This is a genomic window from Salinimicrobium sediminilitoris (assembly GCF_020866905.1).
Lineage (GTDB): Bacteria > Bacteroidota > Bacteroidia > Flavobacteriales > Flavobacteriaceae > Salinimicrobium > Salinimicrobium sediminilitoris.
Genome location: NZ_JAIVCC010000004.1, coordinates 1 through 715 on the forward strand (window position 1 = coordinate 1; position 715 = coordinate 715).

At 40.1% G+C, this 715-nt stretch carries 1 protein-coding gene; it reads left to right on the forward strand.

Annotated features, from left to right (window positions below; translation table 11 throughout):
* On the forward strand, positions 1-715 hold a 715-nt coding region (locus LA313_RS05025), incomplete at both ends, for a DDE-type integrase/transposase/recombinase (protein WP_228913585.1).

The window sequence follows — 715 nt, forward strand, 5'->3', positions numbered from 1 at the left end:
AAAAAAAACTAGGTTCCAAACCCTTACCTGGTTCTGGCTCCACAGGGAAGCCCACCGATGGAAAATGAACCAGATCTATCGTTGGCTGGGCACTACAAAACAGAATATCCATCAGCGGCTGAACAGAGATTTAAAAAGAGCTGAGGAGGAAGAACAACTAAAAGTAGTTCTAGGTCAGGTAAGAGAGGATCATCCGCAGATGGGCTGTAAGGAGCTTTATAGAAAGATAAAACCTCAGACCATGGGGAGAGATAAGTTCTTTGAATTTTACCGTAGTTACGGATTTAAGATAACTCCACAAAAATGCTTTAGACGGACAACCGATAGCAGCGGAGTTATCCGATTCCCTAACTTAGTTACGGGTCGGGAGTTGACAGGTGTAAACCAGGTTTGGGTAAGTGATATAACCTACTATGAGATGAACAGTAAGTTTTACTATCTCACCTTCATCCTGGATCAATACTCCAGAAGAATCATCGGCTATAGTGCAAGTAGAACCTTAAGAACAGAAGATACTACTATACCGGCTCTGAAGATGGCTTTAACTCGTATTAAAGGAGATGAAATAATTAAACCAATTATCCACTCCGATGGCGGAGGTCAATACTATAGCAAAGAGTTTTTATGCCTTACAAGAGGCTGTTTAAGAAATAGTATGTGTGAGACTGTATATGAAAATCCACATGCAGAAAGAATAAATGGAACTATTAAAAAC